At 71.0% G+C, this 21,629-nt stretch carries 18 protein-coding genes; 10 read left to right on the top strand and 8 right to left on the bottom strand.

What is annotated here, in order from left to right; translation table 11 throughout:
• The gene (locus tag AB0J16_RS06500; RefSeq protein WP_358535325.1) at positions 1-1,116 is read left to right on the top strand and encodes an alpha/beta hydrolase; all 1,116 of its coding nucleotides are present in this window, start codon (positions 1-3) and stop codon (positions 1,114-1,116) included.
• On the opposite strand, the gene AB0J16_RS06505 is transcribed toward AB0J16_RS06500, so the two are convergent.
• The 4 genes from AB0J16_RS06505 to AB0J16_RS06520 are packed head-to-tail and all read right to left on the bottom strand — an operon-like array spanning position 1,093 to position 5,796.
• Entirely contained in the window at positions 1,093-2,985 is a 1,893-nt protein-coding gene (locus AB0J16_RS06505; protein WP_358535327.1) for a DUF6807 family protein, read from the bottom strand. The genes AB0J16_RS06500 and AB0J16_RS06505 overlap by 24 nt on opposite strands.
• A gap of 2 nt (positions 2,986-2,987) precedes the next feature.
• On the bottom strand, positions 2,988-4,037 hold the full coding sequence (locus tag AB0J16_RS06510; protein ID WP_358535329.1) for a mandelate racemase/muconate lactonizing enzyme family protein: 1,050 nt from the start codon (positions 4,035-4,037) through the stop codon (positions 2,988-2,990).
• Positions 4,034-4,912, bottom strand: coding sequence for a 5-dehydro-4-deoxyglucarate dehydratase (locus AB0J16_RS06515; protein WP_358535331.1), 879 nt, complete (start codon positions 4,910-4,912; stop codon positions 4,034-4,036). Before AB0J16_RS06515 ends, AB0J16_RS06510 begins: the two co-directional genes overlap by 4 nt.
• Positions 4,909-5,796 (bottom strand): NAD(P)-dependent oxidoreductase, encoded by an 888-nt coding sequence (locus AB0J16_RS06520; RefSeq protein WP_358535333.1) that lies wholly within the window; start codon positions 5,794-5,796, stop codon positions 4,909-4,911. Before AB0J16_RS06520 ends, AB0J16_RS06515 begins: the two co-directional genes overlap by 4 nt.
• A gap of 221 nt (positions 5,797-6,017) precedes the next feature.
• On the opposite strand from AB0J16_RS06520, the gene AB0J16_RS06525 reads away from it, so the two are divergent.
• Both AB0J16_RS06525 and AB0J16_RS06530 read left to right on the top strand, forming a co-directional pair.
• A complete protein-coding gene (locus AB0J16_RS06525) occupies positions 6,018-6,989 on the top strand; it encodes a LacI family DNA-binding transcriptional regulator (RefSeq protein ID WP_357656179.1) in 972 nt (323 codons plus the stop codon).
• Positions 6,986-7,927, top strand: coding sequence for an aldose epimerase family protein (locus AB0J16_RS06530; RefSeq protein WP_358535335.1), 942 nt, complete (start codon positions 6,986-6,988; stop codon positions 7,925-7,927). Before AB0J16_RS06525 ends, AB0J16_RS06530 begins: the two co-directional genes overlap by 4 nt.
• Before the next feature lie 10 nt (positions 7,928-7,937).
• Here the strand turns inward: AB0J16_RS06530 and AB0J16_RS06535 are convergent, their stop codons facing one another.
• A complete protein-coding gene (locus AB0J16_RS06535; RefSeq protein ID WP_358535337.1) occupies positions 7,938-10,409 on the bottom strand; it encodes a SpoIIE family protein phosphatase in 2,472 nt (823 codons plus the stop codon).
• 348 nt (positions 10,410-10,757) lie between these two features.
• Between AB0J16_RS06535 and AB0J16_RS06540 the strand changes: the two genes are divergently transcribed.
• From AB0J16_RS06540 to AB0J16_RS06565, 6 genes are all read left to right on the top strand, one after another.
• Positions 10,758-13,265 (top strand): DNA translocase FtsK, encoded by a 2,508-nt coding sequence (locus tag AB0J16_RS06540; protein ID WP_358535339.1) that lies wholly within the window; start codon positions 10,758-10,760, stop codon positions 13,263-13,265.
• 78 nt (positions 13,266-13,343) lie between these two features.
• A complete protein-coding gene (locus AB0J16_RS06545) occupies positions 13,344-14,108 on the top strand; it encodes a helix-turn-helix domain-containing protein (protein WP_358535341.1) in 765 nt (254 codons plus the stop codon).
• 46 nt (positions 14,109-14,154) lie between these two features.
• The gene (gene rimO / locus AB0J16_RS06550) at positions 14,155-15,564 is read left to right on the top strand and encodes a 30S ribosomal protein S12 methylthiotransferase RimO (protein ID WP_357946937.1); all 1,410 of its coding nucleotides are present in this window, start codon (positions 14,155-14,157) and stop codon (positions 15,562-15,564) included.
• Positions 15,561-16,133, top strand: coding sequence for a CDP-diacylglycerol--glycerol-3-phosphate 3-phosphatidyltransferase (gene pgsA / locus AB0J16_RS06555; RefSeq protein WP_358535343.1), 573 nt, complete (start codon positions 15,561-15,563; stop codon positions 16,131-16,133). The genes rimO and pgsA overlap by 4 nt, the downstream gene beginning before the upstream one ends.
• Before the next feature lie 2 nt (positions 16,134-16,135).
• On the top strand, positions 16,136-16,627 hold the full coding sequence (locus AB0J16_RS06560; protein ID WP_358535345.1) for a CinA family protein: 492 nt from the start codon (positions 16,136-16,138) through the stop codon (positions 16,625-16,627).
• 334 nt (positions 16,628-16,961) lie between these two features.
• Positions 16,962-17,318 carry a helix-turn-helix transcriptional regulator gene (locus AB0J16_RS06565; RefSeq protein WP_357656163.1) on the top strand — a complete coding sequence of 119 codons (357 nt, stop codon included), beginning with the start codon at positions 16,962-16,964 and terminating at the stop codon, positions 17,316-17,318.
• On the opposite strand, the gene AB0J16_RS06570 is transcribed toward AB0J16_RS06565, so the two are convergent.
• Together AB0J16_RS06570 and AB0J16_RS06575 are read right to left on the bottom strand one after the other, a co-directional pair.
• Positions 17,315-18,094, bottom strand: coding sequence for a DNA-formamidopyrimidine glycosylase family protein (locus AB0J16_RS06570; protein ID WP_358535347.1), 780 nt, complete (start codon positions 18,092-18,094; stop codon positions 17,315-17,317). The genes AB0J16_RS06565 and AB0J16_RS06570 overlap by 4 nt on opposite strands.
• 224 nt (positions 18,095-18,318) lie before the next feature.
• Positions 18,319-18,768, bottom strand: a complete 450-nt coding sequence (locus AB0J16_RS06575; protein ID WP_214638527.1) for an Rrf2 family transcriptional regulator — start codon at positions 18,766-18,768, stop codon at positions 18,319-18,321.
• Positions 18,769-19,003: 235 nt separating this feature from the next.
• Here AB0J16_RS06575 and AB0J16_RS06580 point away from each other — a divergent pair, with 235 nt between their 5' ends.
• Positions 19,004-20,185 carry an ROK family protein gene (locus AB0J16_RS06580; protein WP_358535349.1) on the top strand — a complete coding sequence of 394 codons (1,182 nt, stop codon included), beginning with the start codon at positions 19,004-19,006 and terminating at the stop codon, positions 20,183-20,185.
• Here the strand turns inward: AB0J16_RS06580 and AB0J16_RS06585 are convergent.
• Positions 20,175-21,614 carry a glycoside hydrolase family 3 protein gene (locus tag AB0J16_RS06585; RefSeq protein WP_358535351.1) on the bottom strand — a complete coding sequence of 480 codons (1,440 nt, stop codon included), beginning with the start codon at positions 21,612-21,614 and terminating at the stop codon, positions 20,175-20,177. The genes AB0J16_RS06580 and AB0J16_RS06585 overlap by 11 nt on opposite strands.
• Positions 21,615-21,629: the final 15 nt, after the last annotated feature.

Here is a 21,629-nt window from a genome sequence, read left to right on the forward strand (position 1 = left end):
ATGCGTGAGCCGCGTCATCTCCGGCCGTTCTCTGAGCTGCGCCACCTCGGGCCGTTCTCCGGTCTGGCCGAGCTCGCGGAGCGCCGGCACGGCCTGTTCCCCGAGGCCGCGCCCGGCCCCGCGCTCAGGAAGGCCGCCCGCGAGGCCATCGGGACGCTCGACCTCGCCGCAGGTGACGTGCGGGTCGAGCGCTCCTGGACGACGCAGGACCTCAGCGGCGAGGAGCTCTCCTGGTCGGTGGGGTTCGGCCCGCGTACCCACGCCTACCTGCTCAAGCCCCGCGACGCGGAAGGGCCGCTGCCCGGCGTGCTCGCGCTGCACTGCCACGCGGGCATGAAGTGGGCGGGCAAGGAGAAGATCGCGGACGGCCCCGAGCCGGCCACGCCCGAGGTGCTGCGGCTGCGCGAGCAGATCTACGGCGGCCGGGCCTACGCGAGCGAGCTGGCCAGGCGGGGCTTCGCCGTACTCGTCCCCGACGTGATCGGCTGGGGCAGCCGCCGCTTCGACCCGGCGGACATGCCCGAGCGCGTGCTCGCCCAGGCGAACGACCCCGGCATGTCCGAGGCGGATCGCTACGACGTCGCGGCCGGCCACCACGAGCATGTGCTGGAGAAGTACTGCACCCTGCTCGGCACCTCGCTGGCCGGCGTGGTCGCGGGCGAGGACCTGGCCGCCGCGGCCTACCTGCGCTCGCGCCCCGACATCGGGCGGATCGGCTGTGTGGGGCTGTCAGGGGGCGGCCTGCGCGCGGGGCTGCTCGGCGCGTTCGACACTGAAGTCGCCGCGGTCGCCGTCGCCGCGATGGTCTCCACCTACCGCGAGCTCCTGGACGGCTACGTCGCCGGGCACACCTGGATGTTCTTCCCGCCCGGACTGTCGCGCGTCTGCGACTGGCCGGCGCTGGTCGCCGCCCGCGCGCCCGAACCGCTCCTGGTCATGTACGGCGAGCGCGACCAGCTGTTCCCGCCGGCCGGGATGCGCGCGGCGCACGAGGCCATCGCGCGCCGCCACCCGGACGGCGGCTACGAGGGGGTCTTCTTCGACGCCCCGCACGTTTTCGACGTCCCCATGCAGGAGCACGCCTTCACCTGGCTAGAGAGCCACCTCGGCGGCTAGCCCGGCCGCCTCGGCGGCGGACAGGCGCCCGTCGGCCACGACCACGGACACGCCCCTGGTCAGCTCGTCCTCGAAGACCAGCGGCGTGTCCCAGGCCAGCGCGGTGCCCACACCGGGATACTGCGCCACCCTGACGAACCACGGGTCGTCCCCCGCCCGGACGAACACCAGCGTCCAGTCCTCGCCCGCCAGCGCCAGCCAGGGCGCCCGGGAGCCGTGGACCCGCTCCTCGCCTTCGTCCGACGCGGTGAACACGCCCAACCCCCGCGACCCCGCCGGCGCCCGCCAGAAGAAGCCGCCATAGCCCGCTCCGTCCCGGCCCTTGGTGGCCGAGCTCTGGATCGTCAGCGGCGCGCCCGTGAGATTGCGCAGCGTGAAGCCGAAGTCGAGCGCCCACCCCCGCGACAGCGGGACGGCCCGCACGGTCCGCTCCTCACGCACCACCGGCTCCTCGCCCGGCCGCTGCCACAGCAGGGTCTCGGCGAAGCCCGAGGAGTCGCGCCCGGTGAACGACACATGCCGCTGGATCCCGTGGTCGTCCAGCCACTGAGGCCCCTGGTCCCTGACGAACGTGCGGCCGCCCCAGAAGTTGCGCCCGCCGACATCGGTGACGGCCACGCCGGCGCCGAGGTGGTGCGGATGGTCCGCGGGCCGCAGCTCGGTCACCACCGTGCCGCCCAGCGTGCGGACCGGGTGGAGATAGGGCCGCGGAGCCGCGGTGATCGGCAGGTCGGGCCGGGTGGCGTACTCGGCCACCACCTGGTCGGCCACCATCAGCGGCACGGCCCAGCACACGCCCAGCTCGGAGAAGAGCTCCAGCCGCTCCGCGCAGGACTCGACCACCTGGGCGATGCCGGGCAGCACCGGCCCCTCACCGGAGAGGTCCTGGTGGTCCCGGGAGATCGGCAGCGGATCGGGCGCGACCCTGATGGCCTCCAGGACCTCCATGAACGCCCCGGTCCGGTGGATCGGCACGATCAGCTCAGCCCCGGTGCGTACGTGCTCGACGAGGTTCTCCAGCAGGTCGGCGCGGGGGAAGCGGCGCACGGGGCCATCGCCGACGCGGACCTCGTCCACCGTGTAAGTGAACGTGATCGTGCCCCGTTCACCGTGGACGACCACGTACGGCTCGTCGCGCCCGGTGGCGCAGAGCGTCACGGCGGCCACGATCGGCGGCCCGTCCGCCAGATGGACGCGGATGGCCGAGGTGTCGTCCGACTCGATGGCGTTGGCGTGGAACAGCTCCGCCTCGACCGAGGTGACCGCGCCGCGCTCCTCGGCGCCCGCCATGGCCAGGGCGGTGGCGACGGCGTGCGCGAACGGGTTGGTCAGCGCGCCGTCCACGATGTCCACGCCGTCGAGCCGGCGCCGCCCCGACCAGGAGCTGCGGGTGAAGTAGGAGGCGGGCCGCGGCCACGCCCCCGCCACCCCGATACCGGTCACGCGGCCGATCGTGTCCTCGGCGATCAGCCGGCGCACCTCCGGCAGGGCCGCGGACGCGAGGCTCTGGAAGCCCACCTGGCAGGCGAGGCCGGCCTCGGCGGCGGCCTGCTCCATGCGCTCGAAGTCGGCGAGCGTGGCCGCCGTCGGCTTCTCCACCAGCACGTGCGCGCCGGCCGCCAGAGCCGCCAGCGTCAGGTCCGCGTGCGTCGGGATCGGGGTCGCCAGGATGGCGATCCGCGCGCCGGTCCGCTCGATCAGCTCGGGCAGGTCGGTGGAGAACTCCGGCGTGCCGAGCCCGTCGAGGTCTTCGGGGGCGACCGGCCGCACGTCGCAGACGCCCGCCAGCTCGATCTGGCCGGCCAGCTTGCGCAGCCGGTTGAGGTAGTGGGCGCCGAACCCGTGTGCTCCGGCGAGTACGACCCGCATGGTCATCTCCAGTGGAGGCCGAGCCCCCGGTGCTCACCGACGCGCACCTTCGCGTCGCTCACGTGGACGGGATACGGTTCGGCCAGCAGCCCCAGCGCGGCGAACGAGGCGTCCTCGACCTCCTCGGCCATGCACGGCAGCGGCAGAGCCAGCGCGAGCTGCGCCGACAGGTCGGGCAGCAGGTGCGGGTAGACCGGTACGTCGAACGTCCGGGCCAGCTCGGTGATGCGCAAGAACGGGGTGATTCCCCCCACCCTGACCACATTGGGCTGCACGATGTCGCAGGCCCCCGCCGTCAGCAGGTCGCGGAAGCCGTAGACGGTGTAGACGTTCTCGCCGACCGCGATGGGCACGTCCACGGACCGCCGCAGCTCCACGTGCGCGGCGACGTCGTCGGCGGGCAGCGGCTCCTCCAGCCAGTGCAGGTCGTACGGGGCCAGCGCCTCGACGGCGCGGCGGGCCCGGTGCAGGTCCCAGCGCTGGTTGGCGTCGATCATCAGCAGCGTGCCGGGGCCGACGACCTCGCGGACCGCGGCCACCCGCTCGACGTCCTCGGCGAGGTCGGGCCGGCCCACCTTCATCTTGATCCCGGGATAGCCCGCGGCCTTCCACCGCCCGGCCTGGGCGGCCAGCTCTTCCAGCGAGTAGTGCAGATTCACCCCGCTGCCGTACACCGGCACCGTGTCCCTGCGCCGCCCCAGCACGTCGGCCAGGCCGCGCTCGCCGCAGCGCAGATCCCACAGCGCCAGGTCGACCCCGGCCAGCGCGACGGTGGTGATCCCGCCGGGCCCGGCCTCGCGCAGGTGCCGCCAGAGCCGGTCCCACACCACCTCCGGGTGCGGGTCCAGGCCGATGACGGCCTCGCGGATGTCGTTCTCCAGCAGCGCCTGTACGGCCCGCGCCCCGATCTGCGGCGTCCAGGAGAAGCCGGTGCCCGTCCGGCCGTCGTCGAGCGTGAGCTCCACGACCATGACGTGGTTGACGGGCACGTCCGGCCCCCACGGCCTGGACAGCTCGGCGGTGTGAGCGCTCACTTTCAGGTCACGGATCATGAGGCTCCTGCCAGCGACCGCCCGTGTTCGATCAGGGCCTTCAGCTCGGCCACGTGCTCGGGCGAGGCGTCGACCAGGGGCGGGCGTACCGGTCCCGCGTCCAGGCCGCCGAGTCGTACGCCGGCCTTGACCAGGGAGACGGCGTAGCCGGGGACCTTGGAGCGCAGCCGTACGAGCGGCTCGTAGAACTCGGTGAGCAGGTGGTCGGCGCCGTTCAGGAACGCGGTGGCGATCTCCGGCGCGAAGGCGAAGACGGCGGAGGAGTAGAGCTCCACGCCGATGCCCCGGTAGGCGCCCATCGTCAGCTCGGCCGTCGGCAGCCCGTTGAAGAACCTGAACTCCTCGCCGATCTCCCTGCGCACCGCCAGCACCGTGCGCTGGATGAGGTCGATGTCGCCCAGGCCGTCCTTGAGTCCGATCACGCCCGGGATCCTGGCCAGCGCCACGACCTGCTCGGGGGTGGGCGCCACCGCGTCGCGCTGGTAGATGATGACCGGCAGGATCGCGGCGACCGCGCGTACGTAGGCGGTGAAGCCCTCGTTGGGGCCCTTGGCCAGGTAAGGGGGCATGAGCAGCAGGCCGTCGGCGCCCGCCTCGCGGGCCGCGCGGGCCTGGCCCAGCGCCGCGCCGAGCGGGCCGCCGGCGCCCGCGAACACCGGCACCTGGCCCGCCGTGGTCTCGACCGCCACCCGGACGGCCGCGGCGTGCTCCGCCTCCGACAGCGCGGGGAACTCACCCGTGCCGCAGGCCGCGAACACCGCGCCGGGCCGGTGCCGGAGCCCGCGCCTGATGTGCTCGGCCAGCACCTCCTCGGCCAGCCCGTGGTCGGGGTCGAAGGGGGTCACGGGGAAGAAGAGGACTCCGCTGAGGTTCATCCGGTCTCCAGTTCGGTGTGCCACGATCTCTTGGGCGTCCAGCCCAGCATCCGCCCGGCCTTGGCGGAGGTGAAGGCGGGAGAGGTCCCGGTGAGGTTCGCGGCCGCGGCGGCGGTCGAGGGGATGACGGCGGGGAGCAGCTCCGCCAGTGGCTCGCGGGCCAGCGCGTCGGCCGCCCCCGCGAAGAACACCTCGCCGTTGGGCAGGTCGGGCAGGCGTTCGAGGAGCACCGAGATCAGGTCGGAGGCGTCCCTGGCGTCGAGGTAGTTGAACAGCGAGGCCCCGGCGATGTCCGGCCGGTCCAGCCGTTCGACGATCGTGTGACCCGACTGGGTGGGCGCGCCCGACCACTCCTCGGGAGCCACCACGAAGCACGGCCGCACCGCCGCGAACCGTGTCTGCGAGCTGCGCGCGAATGACGCCATCGTCTGCTCGGCCACGACCTTGGACAGGTTGTAGGCGTTCCACGGCGCGACGGGGTGCTCCTCGTCGATGGGCAGATAGCTGGGCGTCCAGCCGCCGGGCGCGCCGTAGCCGATGACGGTCGGGCTGCTGGCCACGATCACCTTGCCGACCCCGGTGCTGCTCGCGGCCGCGCACACGTTGAAGGCGAGCTGGGTGTTGGTACGGAAGGTCAGCCCGTCGGTACGGCTGAACGGGGTCGCGATGGCGGCCAGGTGGATCACGGCGTCGGGCCGGAAGCGGGCCATGACGTCATACGCCTCGCCCAGGTTCGTCAGGTCGGCGGGCAGGGTGACCGCGGCCTCTGGGGGAGTGCCCGGTGTGACGTCGATGCCGATCACCTCATGACCGGCCTGAGCCAATGAGGCGACCACGCTGCGCCCTAGCCGGCCGGCGCTGCCGGTCACCAGTGTTCGTGTCATCGGTCGTTCACCACTCCTGCTTGGGATACAGCAACCGGTTGCAGAAAGTATCGAGGCGGGGCCGGGAGAACGTCAAGCGGCATGGTCTTCTCTCCCCAAGCGGTCTGGCCATATGAAGAGATATGGTGGGGATTCGGGTGAAAAATCCGGCGGGGATGGCTGATTGACAGTGATACAAACGATTGCACTAAAGTACTAGGTACGGTCGGAGGAGGCCAAGCGTGGCGGTGACGATTCGTGACGTGGCTGAGGCGTCGGGCGTACATGTTTCCACGGTGTCCCGGGCGTTCTCCGCGCCCCACCTGGTCAACCCCGAGACGCGCACCCGCGTGCTCGCCATCGCCGAGGATCTCGGCTACCGGCCCAACCGCGCCGCGCGGGCGCTGACCACGGGCCGCACCCACAACATCGGCCTCATCGTGGCCGACATCGCCAATCCCTTCTTCCCGCCGCTGATCAAGGCCGCCCAGGCGCAGGCCAGGCTCCGCGACTACCACGTGTTCGTGGCCGACACCGATGAAGACCCGCAGGTGGAGGAGGATCTGATCCAGACCCTCACCAAGCAGGTCGACGGCGTGCTGCTGTGCAGCCCGCGCCTGACGAACCGGACGATAGAGCGGCTGCGCGAGGAGGTGCCGTTCGTCGTGGTCAACCGCCGGGCCAAGGGCATGCCGACCGTGCTCATGGACGTGGGCCGCGGGGCCAGGCAGGCCGTCGAACACCTCACCGCGCTCGGGCACCGGCGCATCGCGCTGGTCACCGGGCCCAGCGGGTCGTGGACCAGCAAGGAGATGCAGGAGGCGGCCGCCGCGATGAACGACGTGGACGTCGTCTTCCTCGGCCCCAACCCGCCGACGGAGCTGGGCGGCCTGGCGGCGGCCACCGACGTCATCGCCTCGGGCGCGACGGGCGTGCTGGCCTACAACGACCTGGTCGCCATCGGCCTCATCGAGGGGCTCGCCGAGCGGGGCAAGAGCGTCCCCGGAGACGTCAGCGTGATCGGCGTGGACGACATCGTGCCGGGCCGGCTGAGCCGCCCGAAGCTGACCACGATCGCGATGCCCACCGCCGCCGCCGGCCGCATCGCCGTAGACCTGCTGCTCCAGTCGGTCGACTCGGCGGCCACCGCCGCCGCCACGATGCTGGAGACGGCCCTGATCGTCCGCGAGTCCACGGGAAAGGCACACAGATGATGTTCGGAACGCTGCCGTCGGGTGAACAGGTCGAGCGTGTCGAGCTGTCCTCAGGACGGCTGCGCGCGAGCGTGCTCACGTACGGCGCCATCCTGCAGTCGCTGGAGGTGTCCGGCGTCAACGTGGTGCTCGGACTGCCCACGCTGGAGGACTACCTCACCCGCAGCCGCTACTTCGGCGCCGTCGTCGGCAGATACGGCAACCGCATAGCGGGCGGCCGCTTCACCCTCGACGATGTCGAACACCGCCTGCCGCTCAACAACGGGCCCAACAGCCTGCACGGCGGCAACCGTGGCTTCGACCGCAAGGTGTGGACGATCTCCGAGGCCACCGACTCCTCCGTGACGCTCACGCTGACCAGCCCCGACGGTGACCAGGGCTATCCGGGCACGCTGACCGCCTCGATCACCTACACGCTCGAGGACGACGCCCTGCGCCTGGACTACACGGCCGAGACCGACGCGCCCACCGTCGTCAACCTCACCAACCACTCCTACTTCAACCTGGCCGGCAGTGGTGACGTGCTCGGGCACGTGATCCAGATGGACGCCGAGCACTACCTGCCCGTCGACGAGGACAAGATCCCCACGGGCGAGCCGGCGCCGGTCAAGGGCACGGAGTTCGACTTCACCACGCCGCACGCGGTGGGCGAGCGCTACGACGGCGGCTACGACCACTGCTTCGTGCTCGACGGCGGCATCCGGGTGACCGAGCCGGTCGGCGGTCTGACCATGGAGGTCACGACCACCGAGCCGGGGGTCCAGTTCTACGCGGGCGGCATGCTGGACGGCGTCGCCACGCCGTACGGACCGCACGCGGGTCTGTGCCTGGAGACGCAGCACTTCCCCGACTCGCCCAACCAGCCGCAGTTCCCCTCGACCGTGCTGCGGCCGGGCGAGACCCGCACCTCGACGACCTCCTACCGGTTCACCAGCTGACCGCCCGCTCCTACCGGTTCCCTACTTGACCGCCTGCCCGCAGCGCGGTCGTGGCGCGGAGCACCAGGAGCGCCACGTCGTCGTTCGACGGTTCGGTGGCGAACGACTCGACCGCCTGCCGGATCCGCTCGGCCACGGCGTGCGCGCTCAGCCCCGAGCAGCCCGACAGGATCGCGGTCAGCCCGTCGTCGTCATCGAGCAGCCGGTTGCCGTCGCGCCGCTCGGTGACGCCGTCGGTGACGCACAGCAGCAGTTCCTCGGGCAGCAGCTCGAACGTCTCGGTGTAGAACCGCGCGTCGCCGTCGATGCCCAGCAGCAGCTGGGAGGTGGCGACGGGCTGGACCTCGCCGTTCGCGCGCAGCAGCAGGGGCGGGGGATGACCAGCCGAGGCGAGCGTGCACAGCGCGCCGCCCTGCGGCAGCGGTGTCAGCTCGCCGCAGAGCAGGCTGAGGAAGCGGCCGTCCTCACCCTCATCCAGCAGCGTCTGGTTGAGCCGGTCGAGGATGTCGGACACGGTGTAGTTCTCCTTGGCCAGCAGCCGTACGGCGTGGCGGGCCAGCCCGGTCACCGCGGCGGCCTCCGGACCGCTGCCACAGACGTCGCCGAGAGCGAAGCACCAGTGGTCGCCGACGGTGAACAGGTCGTAGAAGTCGCCGCCGACGTGCGCGCCCTCTTCGGCGGGCTCGTAGACGACCGCCGACTCCAGCCCCGGCATCGGCGCCACCCGCATGGGCAGCAGGCTGCGCTGCAGCACCCGTGACGTGGTCGCCTGCCGCGAGTAGAGCATGGCCGTGTGCAGGTTGAGCGCCACCAGGCGGCACAGGTCGGCGAGCAGGTCGGCCAGCTCCAGCGGAAGGGTCGGCTCGACGCGCCCGATCACCAGCGCGCCGTGCGAGCGGCCCTGGGTGAGCAGCGGGAACGACAGCACGCTCTCCGGCCCGACCGGCCAGGTCACCTCGCCCAGCGCCGAACGCGGGATGACGGGCAGGGCCTGGCGCAGGTCGGCGTTGTGGCGTTCCTCGCTGTGCCACACGTGCGCGAGCCTGGTCATGCCCGCCAGGTCGGTCAGGTAGACCGCCGCCCAGGTGGCGATCTTGGGCACGACCAGCTGGGCCGTCAGAGCCGCGATCAGCTCCTCGTCGTGCACGCCCGCCAGCAGCTCGCCGGCCTCCGCGAGGAACGACAGCCGGCCCCGATGCGCCCGGTCGCGCTCGGCCAGCCGCTCGCGCTGCACGGTCACCGCCACCTGGTCCGCGATGTGCTGCAGGCTCGCGGTGAGCGCCTGGTCGAACCGGCCGGGCTCGGCGGCGGTCGCCACGAGGTAGCCGGTCACCTCGCCCGCCACCACGAGCGGCGCGCACACCAGCGACCTGGCCTGGAGCCGCTGGGCCAGCTCGACGTCGGTGGCCAGCAGGTCCTCGAACATCACCGGCGCCTGCCGCTCCACGCCGAACACGCCCGCGGTCACCACCCCCACCAGCCCCGCCGTCGCCCCGGTGCCCGCCGCGACGCCGAACCGGTTGCCGCCCTCGGCCCGTACCAGCACATAGGCGGCGTCGGCCGCGCTGGACAGCTGGACGATCTGCGCGATGGTGTCGAGCAACTCGTCCAGCGGCATGTCGTGGTCGAGCAGGTCCTTGATGCGGCCGCCCTGCTCTCGCTTGAGCGGGGCGGGCGGGGAGGCCAGGACATAGCGGTGGTCGCTGGACACCACTATCCAGATCGACCGACGGTCCTGCGCGCGGCCGTCGGTGCGCAGGTGGGAGATGTAGACCGGGAGCAGGTCCCCGTCGCGGTGCCGCATCCTGGACTCGCCGCGCCAGCGGCCCAGGCCGAGTGTGTCCGACAGCGACAGCGCGCACGGGCCGTGCCTGCGCCAGGCGACCAGATCCGCCAGCGGCTCGCCGGCGACCTGGGCGGCGGACCAGCCGAGCAGTGCCTCCGCCTCGGCGTTCCAGGAGACGATCCGGCCGTCGAGGTCGCTCACGATGACGGCGACGTGCAGGCTCTCCGTGGAGGCCGCGATCGAGGCGGCCTTCGTGGCGGGGATGCCGGAGGCGCTCTCGTGGCCGCACCCCTTGTCGAGCTCCATGCGGACCCAGACCCGCTTGGCCGCGCCCGTGTAGGTGACGCCCCAGGCGTCGGCGAGCATGCCCGCCAGCGCCAGACCGCGCCCGCTCGTGGCCATGCCCTCGGGCGGCGGCGACTCGGCGGCCGGCACGATCAGGGTCGGGTGGTGGTCGTCGACCTCGATCTCCAGTCTGGTCGGGACGGCGTTCGGGTCGAGCCGGCAGGTCAGCTCCAGCCCCGTGCCCGCGTGCACCACGGCATTGGTGACGAGTTCACTGGTCAGCAGCACGGCGTCTTCGGTCAGGTGGCTCAGTTGCCATTCGCCGAGCACCTGACGTACGAAGCGCCGTGCGGCCGCGGGGGCCTGTGGGGTGCCGTCGAAGGCCGTGCTCGACACGCGGGTCGTGTCCACTATGCGTCCTAGAACATCACTCGATGTGGCAGTTCGGTCACTCTCAGAGTGGCAGACTGGACGGCTCCAATACCCCCAGTTGCAAAGAAGGCCTCCATGGTCGTGCTGTTGGACCCGCTGGAGGTGAGGAATGGGCGGGTCTCAGGTGGTCTCGGGGGAGAAGGAAGGCTCTGATGAGGTCTCCGCCGATCTGTCCCGTAAGAACACGCGGTACTGCGCGATGCAGACGGCCTTCGACACGGTTCGATGGTGACGGGTGCGGGGTAGGAGAGCTTTCGCACGCTGCCTTCACGCGTGTTCGGCGAGCCTGTGTGCGTTCCGCGGTGTCTCCGTCGTACCTTTGGCATCATGGCCACCCGTACGCCGAAAAGCGCATCCAAGGGGCCGGCGAAGCGGTCGACCTCCGCCCGCTCGACCCCCGCCAAGCGCGCATCCAGCTCGACCGGGCGGCCGAGGGCGAAGGGGGCCGGGTCGGCCCGCAAGCCGGGCATGACCCACCATGACCCGATCACGTGGGTCTTCACGATGATCGGCAAGCTGATCGTCGGGCTCTGGATGCTGCTCGCCAACGGCATCGGCAGCACTGCTCGGGCGCTCGGCAAGAACGCGCGCGACCTCGATCCCGCGCATCGGCGCGACGGGGTGGGCCTGTCCGTGCTCGCCGGCGCCATCGTGCTGGCCGCGATGACCTGGCGCCAGGCCGACAGCACGGTCTCCGGCGTGGTCAACGTCACCGTGCACAGCGTGTTCGGGTCGCTGGCGTGGGCGCTGCCGCTGCTGCTCGGCCTGCTCGCCTGGCGCTACCTGCGCCACCCCGACCAGAACGCCGACACCGGCCGCATGGTGATCGGGTGGAGCGCGCTGCTGGTCGGCGTGCTCGGCGTCATCCACGTCGCCAACGACACGCCCTACCCCGCCGGCACCGCCAACGACGGCATGGAGCGAGTGTCGCAGGCGGGCGGCATCATCGGGTTCATCGTCTCGGCGCCGCCGATGAGCATCCTGCCCGCCTGGATCACGATCCCGCTGCTGCTGATCCTGTCGGGCTTCGGCGTGCTGGTCATCACGGCCACCCCGGTCCACCGCGTCCCGGAGCGGCTGGCCGAGCTCACGCACCTGCTGTTCGAACGGCACGCGCTCGCCGAGCAGGCCGCGCCCGTCAAGAAGCGGACCAGGGCCAAGAAGGGCGAGACGGGCGAGAAGGCCGATCTGGTCAAGCCGTACGACACGCCGGTGCTCTCCGAGCAGGACAAGCGCGCCGAGCACTCGCCGGAGATCGTGCCGGGGCTGACGGACGAGGAGGAGCCGCCCCCCACGCCGGTCAAGAAGGCCGAGCCGCCGGAGCCCACTCCCGCGCCCCGCAAGGTCGAGCAGCTGGTGCTCTCGCCCCAGGCAGGGCCGTACAGCCTGCCCGATCTGCAGTTCCTCAAGCCGGGCAGCGCGCCCAAGCCGCAGACCAAGGCCAACACCGTCGTCGTCAACGCGCTGACCAGCGTCCTTGAGCAGTTCGTCATCGACGCGCAGGTGATCGGGTTCACCCGCGGCCCGACCGTGACCCGCTACGAGATCGAACTGGGCCCCGCGGTCAAGGTGGAGAAGGTCACGGCGCTCACCAAGAACATCGCGTACGCCGTTAAATCGGCAGATGTCAGGATCTTGTCGCCGATTCCGGGGAAGTCGGCGATCGGGGTGGAGATCCCGAACGCGGACAAGGACCTGGTCTCCCTGGGCGACGTGCTGAAGTCCCAGGTGGCGCAGAGCGACCACCACCCGATGATCGTGGGGCTGGGCAAGGACGTCGAGGGCCGCACCATCGTGGCGAACCTCGCCAAGATGCCCCACCTGCTCATCGCGGGCGCCACCGGCGCCGGTAAGTCGGTCTGCGTCAACGGCCTGATCACCTCCATCCTGATGCGAGCCACGCCCGACGAGGTGCGCATGGTGCTCGTCGACCCCAAACGGGTGGAGCTGTCGGTCTACGAGGGCATCCCTCACCTGATCACGCCCATCATCACCAACCCGAAGAAGGCCGCGGAGGCCCTCGAATGGGTGGTGGGGGAGATGGACCGTCGCTACGACGACCTGGCCGCCAGCGGGTTCCGGCACGTCGACGAGTTCAACAAGGCCGTGCGGGCCGGCAAGCTGCAGCCGCCGCCGGGCAGCGAGCGGGTCTACCAGCCCTACCCGTACCTCCTGGTGATCGTCGACGAGCTGGCCGACCTGATGATGGTCGCTCCGCGTGACGTCGAGGACTCCATCGTGCGCATCACGCAGCTCGCCCGCGCGGCCGGCATCCACCTGGTCATCGCCACGCAGCGGCCCTCCGTCGACGTGGTCACCGGCCTGATCAAGGCGAACGTGCCCTCGCGGCTGGCCTTCGCCGTGTCGAGCCTCACCGACTCGCGGGTCATCCTCGACCAGCCGGGCGCCGACAAGCTGGTCGGCCAGGGTGACGCGCTGTTCCTGCCGATGGGCGCCAGCAAGCCCATCCGCATCCAGAACGCGTTCGTCTCCGAGAAGGAGATCGCCGAGATCGTCACGCACTGCAAGACGCAGATGCAGGCCGAATACCGCGACGACGTCGCCGCGGCGCCGGTCAAGCGGGAGATCGACGGCGACATCGGCGACGACCTCGACCTGCTCGTCCAGGCGGCCGAGCTGATCGTGACCACGCAGTTCGGCTCGACCTCGATGCTGCAGCGCAAGCTCCGCGTCGGCTTCGCCAAGGCGGGGCGGCTCATGGACCTGCTCGAAAGCCGCAATGTGGTCGGTCCCAGCGAGGGCTCCAAGGCTCGCGAAGTGATCGTGAAGCCCGATGATCTGCCCGGTTTGCTAGCTGACTTGCGTGGCGAATGACCCCAATGCACGTTCGCCCGACGACTACTGATTGAATGTGAATCATTACAGAACGTCGTGGGACGGAAGGCGCTAGCCATGCCGGAACAGAGCACAGGGGCCATGCTCGCGGCAGCCCGGCGGTCAGCCGGGCTGACGGTCGCGCAACTGAGCGAGACCACCCGCATTCGTGAGGCGATCATCTACGCGATCGAGCGCGACGACTTCTCGCAGTGCGGTGGTGATTTCTATGCGAGGGGACACGTCAGGGCCGTAGCCAAGGCCGTCGGGCTCGATCCCGTGGCGACCGTCCACCTCTATGACGAAGAACACAGCGGGGCGGCCACGCCCATCCGGGCCGCCGCCGTCTTCCAGGCCGAACGCAAGATCAGGATCAACGAGCGGCGCGGTCTCAACTGGACGATGGCGCTGGGCGTGGCACTGGCCATCACCATGGTCTTCGGGGCGGTCAGGGTGCTCGGCGGCGGCACGACGGACGAGATGCGCACCGCCGACTCCCACCTCATCCCGCCGAACGTCCCGATCAACGAGCACGCTCCCAAGGCGTCGCACGCCAAGGGGAAGGCGTCCAAAACGGCCGCCAAGGACGTCGTCGTCGTCAAGGTCAAGGCCAAGAGCCCGTCCTACCTGAACGTCAGCGACGCCAAGGGACGCAAGCTGTTCTCGGGGACGTTGAAGGCGGGCAAGAGCAAGACTTACCGGTCCGACATCGAGGTCCATCTTCTGATCGGTGACGCGGGCGCCGTGTCGCTGCAGGTCGACGGCAAGGATCTGGGTCATCCGGGGGCCAGCGGGGAGATGGTGACGCGCTCGTTCAAGCCTTCCAAGGCACAACCTAGGTAGCCCGTGCGCCCGGTGGTGGCCAACTGCCGATACCGTAGTGTTCACCATGTCATCCCGCCGAACCGCATCGCTGATCACTCTGGGCTGCGCGCGCAACGAGGTCGACTCCGAGGAGCTGGCCGCGCGACTTGAGGCTGCCGGTTGGCAGCTGGGCGACGACGACCCCGATGTCGTCGTCGTCAACACGTGTGGCTTCATCGACTCGGCGAAGAAGGACTCCATCGACACGCTGCTGGCCGCGGCCGACTCCGGGGCCAAGGTGGTCGCCGCGGGCTGCATGGCCGAGCGCTACGGCAACGAGCTCGCCGACGCTCTGCCCGAGGCCAGCGCGGTCATCTCCTTCGACGACTACACCGAGATCGGCGGCCGACTCGACGACGTGCTCGCCGGTCGGCCGCTCAAGCCGCACACGCCAAGAGACCGCCGCACCCTGCTACCCATCTCACCCGTGGACCGTGCCAGCGCGGGCAAGACCGCCATCCCCGGCCACGGCGACCTGCCCGACGGGCTGGCGCCCGCCAGCGGGCCCCGCGTGCTGCGCAAGCGGCTCGACGAGAGCCCGGTGGCCTCGCTCAAGTTGGCCTCCGGCTGCGACCGGCGCTGTACGTTCTGCGCCATCCCGGCCTTCCGCGGCGCCTACGTCTCCCGCGACCCCGAGGAGCTCCTGGCCGAGGCCGACTGGCTGGGCCACCGGGGCGTCCGTGAGCTCGTCCTCGTCAGTGAGAACTCGACGTCCTACGGCAAGGACCTGGGCGACCTGAGGGCGCTGGAGAAGCTGCTGCCGCGGCTGGCGGCGGTCGAGGGCATCCAACGGGTGCGGGCCAGCTACCTGCAACCGGCCGAGCTGCGGCCGGGGCTCATCGACGTGCTCGCCGGCACCGAGGGCATCGCCCCCTACTTCGACCTGTCCTTCCAGCACGCCAGTGGCACCGTGCTGCGCCGGATGCGCCGTTTCGGCGACCCTGAGCGCTTCCTGGGACTGCTGGACAGCATCCGTGAGGGCGCGCCCGAGGCGGGTGTGCGCTCCAACTTCATCGTCGGCTTCCCCGGTGAGACGGAGGAGGAGTTCGGCGAGCTGGTCGGGTTCCTGGAGCAGGCCAGGCTCGACGTGATCGGCGTGTTCGGCTACTCCGACGAGGACGGCACCGAGGCGGCCGGCTTCGCCGGCAAGCTCGACCAGGACGTCATCGACGAGCGTGTGCGCGTCCTGACCGAGCTCGCCGAGGAGCTGACCGCGCAGCGCGCGGAGGAGCGCATCGGCACGGAGGTCGACGTGCTCATCGACGACGACCTGGGCGACGGTGGCTATGAGGGACGGGCCGCCCACCAGGGTCCCGAGGTCGACGGGTCCGTCACGGTCCAGGGCATCGGCCTGGTCCGCGGTCAGATCGTGCGCGCGGTGGTGGTCGATGCCGAGGGGGTTGACCTGATCGCGCGCATCAAGGCCGGTCCATGACCAAGGACGAGCGCCGCGTGGTGAGCCCGTGGAACATCGCCAACGTCCTCACGGTCCTCCGGTTGGTGCTCGTCCCCTTCTTCGTCGTCTGTCTCTTCCTGCCGGGCACGGGCTGGCGCCTGGGTGCGCTGGCGGTGTTCGGCGTGGCCTCGTTCACCGATCATCTGGACGGCGAGCTGGCCAGGCGCTACGGGCTGATCACCGATTTCGGGAAGATCGCCGACCCGATCGCCGACAAGGCGCTGACCGGCGCGGCCCTGGTGTCCCTGTCGATCCTCGGCGAGCTGCCGTGGTGGGTGACGGTCACCGTCCTGGGCCGCGAGCTGGGCATCACCGCCCTGCGGTTCGTGTTGCTCAGGCACGCGGTCATCCCGGCCAGCTACGGCGGCAAGGTCAAGACCGTGCTGCAGATCACGGCCATCGTCCTCTACATCCTGCCCCACGTGCCCGACACGATCCGCTGGGTGGTGATGGGCGCGGCCGTGGTCGTCACGGTGGCCACGGGCGTCGACTACGTGGTGCGCGCGATCAAGCTACGGCAGGTGGCCAGACGGGCCCGCGGGGAGTGATCATGGTTGGTGCCGCGGAGGTTCTCTCCCTGCTCGTACACCGGGCCGCCACGCTCGCCGTGGCCGAATCGCTGACCGGCGGGCTCATCGGGGCGGCGTTCACCTCGGTCTCGGGGTCCTCAAAGTCCTTCAGGGGCGGGGTCATCTCCTACGCCACCGATCTGAAGCACCGGCTGCTGGCGGTTCCGGACGAGCTGTTGCGCCGGGAAGGGGCCGTGCACCCGGAGGTGGCGGCGGCGATGGCGACGGGGGTCGCCCGGCTGTGCGAGGCGACATACGGCCTGGCGGTGACCGGTGTGGCGGGGCCGGAGCCACAGGACGGGAAGCCCGTCGGCACCGTGCATGTGGCCGTCAGCGGACCCGGCGATCAGATTTGGCAGAGACAGTTGAGGCTTGAGGGGTCTCGCGAACGTATCAGGGTAGAGACGGTGGACGAGGCTATCGATCTACTGGCAAGTGTGCTGAAGGGGAACAATGGGGAACATACCGGGTGATTACCGTGTTACGTCCCCAGCGAACATCCGAGGCACGGTCTCACACGGTGTCGGTTGATACGGGTACGGTGGAGCTGTGAGTGAGGTCCGTGAGCCATCTGCAAGCACCGAGCGCCCGGCAGGCGGGCCTAACGAGTCACGTAACGAACCTTCACGTAATGAGCTGTCACGCACTGAGCCATTGCGCAATGAAGGAAGCGCGGCGGGGCAGGGACGGAGACGTCCGATGATGACGGCGAGGAGCATGTACGAGCCGAAGAAGAAGAACGGACGGCACGATCCGACCGCGCGGGGCGTGGCGGTGAAGCCATCCACGCCGGGGAGGGAGCGACAGATGATTCTGCTGCGTCAGCTGCTCGGCGACGTGCTGAGGCGATTGAGGGTGCGGCAGGGACGCACCCTTCGTGAGGTGTCCACGCTGGCGCGTGTCTCGCTTGGCTACCTCTCCGAGGTAGAGCGCGGTCAGAAGGAGGCGTCATCGGAGCTGCTGGCGTCGATCTGTGGCGCCCTCGGGGTGCCGCTGTCGCAGGTGTTGCGTGAGGTGTCCGACCAGTTCGCGCTGGCGGAGCTCCAGGCCACCCCTGTCCTCGCCGACGCGCCGGAGCACGAGCGCATCCCCCTTCCCGAGACGGTGCCCGGGTCGATCTCCGACTCCGTGTTTCCCGAAGTCAAGGACATGGTGGCCGCCTAACGCGGTTGGCAGTCACCACACCACAGGATCAGGCGTTCCTGTGGCTGTGCGCCCATCTCGCCGCGACTGATGCGCGTTCCGCATCGGCGGCAAGGTCGGCCTGCCCTGCCGTAAACCCACGTCTGGCCGGCCGGTCTGCGGTCGCCCGTGGTCACTGTGGCGGCGTGTGTCCTGTTCGCCGCCAGGAGCCGCTGGGCGAGCGTCACGAGCGCGTCCAGGTCCTCGATGTGGCCGACCTTCCGCCACGGCCAGATGCCGCGCAGGAAGAGTGTCTCGGCGCGATAGATGGTGCCGATTCCCGCGAGATTGCGCTGATCGAGCAGCGCCTCCCCGATCGTCCGTTCCGGCGCCTCGCGCAGGCGGCGCACGGCCTCGGCCGGATCCCAGTCGTCGCCGAGCAGATCGGGCCCCAGATGTCCGACGACGCGGTGCTCGTCGGCGGTCTTCAGCAGGTCCACCACCCCCAGCCGCACGCCCACGGCCTGCCACTGCTCGTTGGCCAGCACCAGCCGGATCTGGTCGCCGGGAGCGGTGCGACGGCCCGCGGGCAGCACTCGCCAGCTGCCGTCCATGCGCAGGTGCGTGTGCACGGTCAGGCCGCCCTCGACGCGGGTCAGCAGGTGCTTGCCACGTGAGAGGCTCTCCAGGACCGTCCGGCCACTGAGATCGGCCGTGGCGTGCCGGGGGACGCGGAAGTCCGAACGGGTCAGGATTCGGCCGTCGAGCGCGCCGCGCAGCCGCGCGGCCGTACGGTAGACGGCATCTCCTTCGGGCATGCCCCCAGTCTAGAAACCCGGCCGGACCGGCAGGCGTCCCCTCCTGAACGGCGTCCCGGCTGAGCCGCCGGGTGGGGTAACTCCCCGGGCGGCGAGCTGGCCGCGTTGTGTGGAGTCATTCCCAGAGCGGCGAATCGGCCCGGGGGTGGGGTCAGTCCCAGGCGGCGAGGTGGCCGCGTCGTGCGGGTCAGACCCAGGCGGCGGGGTCGGCGGCGTCGTGCGGGTCAGTCCCAGGCGGCGGGGTCGGCGGCGAGTTGGCGGACGCGGTCGGGGAGGGCGCCGCTGGCCACCTGGTCCAGCGTGACCTCCTCCAGGATGGCGCGTTCGGTGGCGCGCAGCGCGATCCAGACCTGCTGCAGCGACTCCGCCGGTCCCCGGTAGCCCACGTGCTCGGGACGCTCTCCACGTACGTTGGCCAGTGGCCCGTCGACCGCCCTGATGACGTCGGCGAGAGAGATCTCCGCGGCGGCCCGGGCCAGGACGTAGCCGCCTTCCGGACCTCGCTGGCCGCGGACCAGTCCGGCGCGGCGCATCTGCAGCAGGATGTTTTCCAGGTATTTGGGGGGCATGTCCTGCTCTTTGGCGAGCTCGCCCACGGTGGTCGGGCCGGCGCCGGCCGCGGCGAGTTCGGCGGCAGCACGGAGGGCGTAGTCGACACGAGCGGAAAGGCGCATGTTGTCGATTATCCCTCCTGGTCAACACTGGTTATGCGCAACGTCGCCAGAATGGGCGGTCGATCCCGGCGCGGCAGGCGCGGTGCCTGCGCGGACACCGCGATCAGTGGGCTGCCGAGGCGGCGCAGGACAGAGGGGATGATCGTGAGACATCCTCGTGTTCACCTGCGGTGATAAGCAAGGTCCAGGGCGCTAAACTTCCAACAACCTTTTCGATTTGACGGTGGGATTCAGCGTGGAGCGACGCCCTGGTGTGCCCAGACTGCTCAGGGAGATCAACGACCGGGCCGCACTGGAGTTGTTGCTGGCCACGGGCCCGATGACGCGGGGGCAGATCGGCGATCAGACAGGGTTGTCCAAGGTCACCGCCTCGCAGACGCTGTCCCGGCTGGAGGAGCGCGGGCTGGTCGAGGTCGTCGGCACGCAGGCCGGCGGGCGCGGCCCCAACGCGGCGCTCTACTCCGTCATCCCCTCCAGCGCCTACGTGGCCGGGCTCGAGGTGGGGCCCGAGCTGATCTCCGCGGCCGTCGCCGACATCCACGGCCGGACGATCGCCGAGGTCACCGTCGACCCCGCCGACCTCGACGACCCGGTCTCGGTGGTGCACGGCGCGATCATGAAGGCCTGCCGCAGCGCCAAGATCAGCATCGGCCGGCTGCGCGGCGTGGTCATCGGCACCCCCGGCGTGGTCGATCCGCGCAGCGGCGACGTGCGCTTCTCCTTCGACCTGCCCGGCTGGCACGAGGGCATCCACGAGGCGCTCGCCGGTGACCTCAAGCGCGAGGTGACGATCGAGAACGACGTCAACCTGGCCGCGATCGCCGAGCGCGCCGACGGCGCCGCCCAGGGGCTGGACGACTTCGTGCTGCTCTGGTCCGCCCGTGGTCTCGGTCTCGCGGTGATGCTCGGCGGCAAGCTGCACCGGGGCCGTTCGGGCAGCGCGGGCGAGATCGGCTACCTGCCGGTGCCCGGCGTACCGCTGCCCGAGGACATTCGCAACGAGCCGGGTCGCCTGCCCTCGCTGGCGGGCGGCCTGCAGTCGCTCGTCAGCGCCGAGGCCGTGGGCGAGCTCGCGGAGGGCTACGGGTTCACGGCCGAGAGCGCCGGGGAGTGCGTGAAGGTCGCCATGGCGGCCGGAGCCGAGGGCGAGCCCTTTCTCGACGAGATCGCGCACCGGCTCGCGCTCGGCGTGGCCGCGGTCTGCGTGATCCTCGATCCGGGGCTGGTCGTGCTGGCGGGCGAGGTGGGCCAGGCCGGTGGCACCGCGCTCACCGCCCGGGTGGAGGAGGCCGTGGCCCGCATCTGCCCCGTACGCCCCCAGGTCGTCACCACCACGGTCACCGACAAGAACCCGGTGCTGCGCGGCGCCGTCCTCGCGGCCCTGGACCAGGCCCGCGAGGCACTCCTCAAACCGTGAGCAGTTCCACGGCCGCCTGGGCGTTCGCGCGGGCCGCGCCGTACGTCGCGATGTAGGCCGCGCTGTCCGGCCGCCAGATCGGCAGCCCCATCTCGATCACCGTCGCGTCGGGCCGGGCCGTCACCAGGGCGGAGACGAGTTCGCGGCTGGCCTCGTTGCGGTGCGCGTCCTTGATCACCAGGACCAGCGACCGATGAGTGGCCTTCGCCAGCAGCACCGGCACGTCCGCGTCGGCCGGCTTCACCCGGATGATCTCGGCCTGGGGCAGCCATGGCCCCACGCCCCAGGGCACGTCGCCGACGGCGATGGTCGGCGGCGTGTCCACCTCGATCACCAGCGGCTCGACCAGCGGCTCCGTCACGCCCGTGAGCCGCACCGCGCGCCTGGCGGCGTGCAGGCCGACCCCGTTCTGCTCGACCGAGGGCGAAGCGGGCGAGCCGAACCACTCGCGCAGCGCCGCCAGCCTGGCCGCAGCCTCCTCCAGCCGGGCCGCGGGCAGCCGCCCCTCCCGTACGGCCGCGACGATCTCGTCGACGATGTGCCGCACGTCGTCGTAGGAGGGCAGCGGCCCCAGGCAGAGCAGATCGGCGCCCGCGGTCAGCGACAGCACGGCGCCCCCGGCCAGGCCGACGCTCTTGGTGATGGCGTGCATGTCCATCGCGTCGCTGATGACCGCGCCGTCGTACCCGAGCTCGCCCCTGAGCAGTTCGGTCAGTGCGGCGGGCGACAGCGTGGCCGGGGTCGGGCCGGTCAGCGCGGGCACCGCCACGTGCGCGGTCATGATCGACTTGGTCCCCGCGCCGATCGCCGCCCGGAACGGCACCAGCTCGCGCTCGCGCAGCACGTCGAGCGTGACGTCGACGACGGGCACGGACACGTGCGAGTCGACCCGGGTGGCGCCGTGGCCGGGGAAGTGCTTGACGCAGGCGGCGACGTTCACCGACTGCAGGCCCTGGACGGCGGCCACCGTGTGCCTGGCCACCAGCTCGGGGTCGTCGCCGAACGACCTGGTGCCGATCACCGGGTTGTCGGCCTCGGTGTTGACGTCGGCGTCGGGCGCCATGTCCAGGTTGATGCCGCAGGCGGCCAGCTCCGAGCCGATCGCTCGGTAGACCCGGTGCGTGAGCTCGGCGTCGTCCACCGCGCCCAGCGCCGCGTTCCCCGGGTACGGGCTGCCGACGTGGTAGGCCAGGCGGGTGACGTCGCCGCCCTCCTCGTCCAGGGAGATGACAGGTTCGCCGACCGCGCGCAGGGACGCGGTCAGCGCCCGCAACCGGTCCGGGGCGGCGACGTTGAAGCCGAAGAGGGTGACACCACCCAGGCCGTTCTCGAGCTCGCGCAGCACCCAGTCGGGCGCCGTGGTGCCCTGGAAGGCGACGAGCAGTGTGCCGGCCGCGAGGCGGCGCAGCCCCCGATCACTCTGACTCATAGCTCCTCATCAATG

The organism is Nonomuraea sp. NPDC049750, from assembly GCF_040659625.1.
GTDB lineage: Bacteria > Actinomycetota > Actinomycetes > Streptosporangiales > Streptosporangiaceae > Nonomuraea.